Here is a 4,444-nt window from a genome sequence, read left to right on the forward strand (position 1 = left end):
AATTTGCGCGACCGCACCGCGTTGCAGTCGGAAATCCTCGAAGTCTCGGCCTATCGGCTGTGGCTGCCGCTCGGTCATCCGCTCGTCGGCGCCGACATTATCAGCATTGGCGACATTGCCTCCGAAACGCTGATCATGCTGACCGTCGACGAGATCGAGGAGAATACCGGCAAGCTGCTGACGGCAATCGGCGCCAAGCCGCATGTCGCCTTCCGCACCCGTTCCGTGGAAGCCGTGCGCAGTCTGGTCGCCACCGGCGCCGGTGTGGCGCTGCTGCCCGACCTCGTCTACCGGCCCTGGTCGCTGGAAGGCGACCGCATCGAATCGCGCGATATTTCCGGCTCCTTGCCGGTGGTCCAGGTCGGCATGGTCTGGCGGCGCGGCTCCGGTCTGCCGCAGGCCGCGCGCGATTTCATCGGTCTTGCCCAGTCGCAACGGACGGTTCGCCAGCGTCCCTGAGAGATCGGCTGCCAACCTATCGGAAAAACCGATATCGCCCTTCTGATAAATGAATTTGCGAAACCGGAATTTTCAAAGCACTTTCCGGTTCAGGGACCAAAGCCGCCATCAGAGCGGCATCAAGCCCAACGGACGAACTGACAGTTTTCAGTCCGCGCGTGACCCCTAGCGAAGACCGAAACCGGCCTTCGGGGCCAGGCGCCTAAATGGGAGATCGACAATGAATTCATTCCTGAAGTCGTGCACTGCTCTGACGGTCGCGCTGACCTTCTCCGGTCAAGCCGTCGCCCAGGTCAAGGAACTTGGCAAGGGCGAGGGCCAGGTCAATATCGTTGCCTGGCCGGGCTACATCGAGCGCGGCGAAACCGACAAGGGCTATGACTGGGTGACCTCCTTCGAGAAGGAGACCGGCTGCAAGGTCAACGTCAAGACCGCCAACACCTCCGACGAGATGGTCTCGCTGATGAATGAGGGCGGTTTCGACCTCGTCACGGCTTCGGGCGATGCTTCGCTGCGCCTCGTTGCCGGCAAGCGCGTGCAGCCGATCAACACCGATCTCATCCCGAGCTGGAAAACGGTCGACGAGCGCCTCAAGGACGCGCCGTGGTTCACCGTTGGCGGCGCCCATTACGGCGTTCCCTACCAGTGGGGTCCGAACGTCCTGATGTACAACACCGACGTGTTCAAGGAAGCTCCCAAGAGCTGGAATGTCGTCTTCGAGGAAATGAAGCTGCCGGACGGCAAGTCCAACAAGGGCCGCGTCCAGGCCTATGACGGGCCGATCCACGTCGCGGACGCCGCCAACTATCTGATGTTCCACAAGCCGGAACTCGGCATCAAGGATCCCTACGAATTGAACGAGGACCAGTACAAGGCGGCACTCGACCTGCTGCGCGTCCAGCGCACGCTGGTCGGCCGCTACTGGCATGACGCCGCCATTCAGGTCGACGATTTCCAGAACGAGGGCGTCGTCGCTTCCGGCTCGTGGCCTTTCCAGGTCAACACGCTGGTCGCCGCCAAGAAGCCGATAGCGTCCACCATTCCGGAGGAGGGTGCGACCGGTTGGGCCGACACCACGATGATGGAAGCCGATTCGGCCAACCCCAACTGCGCCTATATGTGGATGGAACATTCGCTGTCGCCCAAGGTGCAGGGCGACGTCTCGGCCTGGTTCGGTTCGCTGCCCGTGGTGCCCGCCGCCTGCAAGGGCAATGAGCTTTTGACCGACGAGGGCTGCAAGACCAACGGCTACGAGAACTTCGACAAGATCAAGTTCTGGAAGACCCCGGTGTCGAAATGCGCCACCCAGAACGACCAATGCGTGCCGTACTACCGCTGGGTGTCGGACTATATCGGCGTCATCGGCGGAAGGTGATTCCGCGCTTCGCCTGAGAGTGCAGCGCCGCCCCTCACCTTGCCCTCTCCCCGTGAAGAAGCGGGGAGAGGGGGGTCACCGGCCTTGGAGTGCTTCCCTTCTCCCCGTCACTGTACGGGGAGAAGGTGCCGGCAGGCGGATGAGGGGCAGCGCAAACGCCCGCTAGAAGAACGCTGCACCGCAGCCCGAATTGATTTGCCTGACAGATCAGGACAGCCCATGACCTCCGCCGTCTCCTTCCAGAAAGCCTCGCGCCATTTCGGCAGCGTGCGCGCCGTCGACGCGGTCGATCTCGACATCGTGCCGGGCGAATTCTTCGCCATGCTCGGCCCGTCAGGTTCCGGCAAGACCACCTGCCTGCGCCTCATCGCCGGCTTCGAGCAGCCGACATCGGGCTCGATCTCGATCTTCGGCGAACGCGCCGAGGGCGTTCCGCCCTATCGCCGCAACGTCAACACCGTGTTCCAGGACTATGCGCTGTTCCCGCATCTGAACGTGCTCGACAACGTCGCCTACGGGCTGATGGTCAAGGGTGTCGGCAAGGCTCAGCGGCACAAGGCGGCGGAAGAAGCGCTGTCACTGGTGCGGCTGCCCGGCTATGGCGCCCGCCGCCCCGGCCAGCTTTCCGGCGGCCAGCGCCAGCGCGTGGCACTCGCCCGTGCGCTGGTCAACCAGCCAAAGGTGCTGTTGCTCGACGAGCCGCTCGGCGCGCTCGACCTCAAATTGCGCGAGAACATGCAGGAGGAGTTGAAGTCGCTGCAGAAGGCGCTCGGCATCACCTTTGTCTTCGTCACCCACGACCAGGGCGAAGCGCTGTCGATGGCCGACCGCGTCGCCGTCTTCAACGATGGCAAAATCATGCAGGTCGGCACGCCGGAAGATATCTACCAGCGACCGAAGACGCGCTTCGTCGCCGATTTCGTCGGCTCCTCCAACGTGCTGCCGCCGGATTTCGTCCAGCGCTATTCCGGCCAGCATCGCTGGGGCAGCCTGCGCCCTGAATCCATTCGTGTCGGCCGCGCGGCCAGCGCGGGCACAAGTGGCGAAGGCGTATCCGCCCGCCTCGTCTCGACCAACTATCTCGGCGCCACGACGAAGCTGGCGCTCGACGCCGACGGGCTGCGGCTGCACGCCATCGTGCCCGCCGGCACGGCCTTGCCTGGGGAAGGCGAGGCGGTGGTGCTCACCTTCAACCGCGAGCACCTGCATCTGATGGACGAGCCGGCATGAGCCTCGACGCCGCCATGATGCGTGCAACAGCGCCCGCCATCCTGCCCGGCAGCGGCGGCTTGCGCGGCGCGCTATCGGACCTTTTCTGGCGCAAGCCGAAGGTCCTGCTGCTGCTCATGCTGCTGCCTCCGGTTCTGTGGCTGGGTATCGTCTATATCGGCTCGCTGTTTGCGCTCCTGGCGCAGAGCTTTTTCTCCATCGACGAGTTTTCCGGCCTCATCAACCGTGAGTTCACGCTGAAGACTTATGGCGACCTGTTCCAGGCCGCCAATCTCGACATCATCCTGCGCACGGTGACGATGGCGGCCCTGGTCACGCTGGCCTCGGCCGTCATCGCTTTCCCCATCGCCTATTACGCGGCGCGCTATGCGCGCGGTCGCTGGAAGGCGCTGTTCTATCTCGGCATCATGCTGCCGCTGTGGTCGAGCTATCTGGTCAAGATCTACGCCTGGAAGCTGATCCTGGCCAAGGAGGGCATCCTCACCTGGCTGCTCGCCAAGCTGCATTTGTTGTGGGTTCTCGACGCATGGCTGTCGCTGCCGATTGTCGGCGGCAATTCGCTGTCGGTATCGTTCACCGGCACCTTCATCGTCTTCGTCTATGTCTGGCTGCCGTTCATGATCCTGCCGGTACAGGCGGCGCTCGAGCGCGTGCCCGGCAATCTTGTCGAGGCCTCGTCCGATTTGGGGGCTTCGCCGGGACAGACCTTCCGCAACGTGCTGTTCCCGCTGGCCCTGCCGGGCATTGTCGCCGGTTCGATCTTCACCTTCTCGCTGACGCTCGGCGACTATATCATCCCGCAGATCATCGGCACCTCGCGGCTGTTCATCGGCCAAGCCGTCTATTCGCAGCAAGGCACCGCCGGCAACATCCCGCTCGCCGCCGCCTTCACCGTGGTGCCGATCGTCATCATGGGCTTCTACCTCTGGGGCGCCAAGCGCATGGGGGCCTTCGATGCGCTCTGATGGTTCCCAGTCGGCTCCGCTCGGCCTGAAGATAGCCGCCGCCTGCGGCCTGCTGTTCCTGCATCTGCCGATCCTGCTGATCTTCGTCTACGCCTTCACCACCGAGGAGAAGAGCTTCGTCTGGCCGCCGCCAGGGCTGACGACGCAATGGTTCGCCGTGACCTGGAACCGGCCGGATGTCTGGCAGGCGCTGTCGCTATCGGTCAGGGTTGCCTCGATCTCGACTGCGATTGCTTTGGTCCTCGGAACGCTCTGTTCGGCGGCGGTGTCGCGGACAAAATTCTTCGGCCGCGAAACCATCTCGCTGCTGGTCATCCTGCCGATCGCCCTGCCCGGCATCATCACCGGCATCGCGCTGCGCTCGGCCTTTTCGCTCGCCGATATCCCGTTCTCGTTCTGGACGATCGTGCTCGGC

At 63.6% G+C, this 4,444-nt stretch carries 4 protein-coding genes and 1 pseudogene; all 5 read left to right on the forward strand.

All coding sequences use genetic code 11. The features are described 5' to 3' along the window. Window positions 1-459 (forward strand): LysR substrate-binding domain-containing protein (locus EN906_RS24230; protein ID WP_245484323.1); only part of this gene is annotated, 459 nt, incomplete at its 5' end. Window positions 460-679: 220 nt separating this feature from the next. Then, window positions 680-1,834 carry an ABC transporter substrate-binding protein gene (locus EN906_RS24235; protein WP_127267885.1) on the forward strand — a complete coding sequence of 385 codons (1,155 nt, stop codon included), beginning with the start codon at window positions 680-682 and terminating at the stop codon, window positions 1,832-1,834. A 219-nt stretch (window positions 1,835-2,053) separates the two neighbouring features. Beyond that, on the forward strand, window positions 2,054-3,064 hold the full coding sequence (locus EN906_RS24240) for an ABC transporter ATP-binding protein (RefSeq protein ID WP_127267884.1): 1,011 nt from the start codon (window positions 2,054-2,056) through the stop codon (window positions 3,062-3,064). A 14-nt stretch (window positions 3,065-3,078) separates the two neighbouring features. Further along, window positions 3,079-4,029, forward strand: coding sequence for an ABC transporter permease (locus tag EN906_RS24245; RefSeq protein WP_197031622.1), 951 nt, complete (start codon window positions 3,079-3,081; stop codon window positions 4,027-4,029). Further along, window positions 4,019-4,444 (forward strand): annotated as a pseudogene (locus tag EN906_RS24250) (ABC transporter permease); the annotation flags it as partial. The gene EN906_RS24245 and the pseudogene EN906_RS24250, both read left to right, overlap by 11 nt.

The sequence above is a fragment of the Mesorhizobium sp. M7A.F.Ca.CA.004.06.1.1 genome (assembly GCF_003999135.1).
GTDB lineage: Bacteria > Pseudomonadota > Alphaproteobacteria > Rhizobiales > Rhizobiaceae > Mesorhizobium.

Bases quoted from the DNA above. Each gene is read 5' to 3' on its own strand.
- EN906_RS24245 (WP_197031622.1), top strand. From the start codon at position 3,079: ATGATGCGTGCAACAGCGCCCGCCATCCTGCCCGGCAGCGGCGGCTTG.
- EN906_RS24240 (WP_127267884.1), top strand. From the start codon at position 2,054: ATGACCTCCGCCGTCTCCTTCCAGAAAGCCTCGCGCCATTTCGGCAGC.
- EN906_RS24235 (WP_127267885.1), top strand. From the start codon at position 680: ATGAATTCATTCCTGAAGTCGTGCACTGCTCTGACGGTCGCGCTGACC.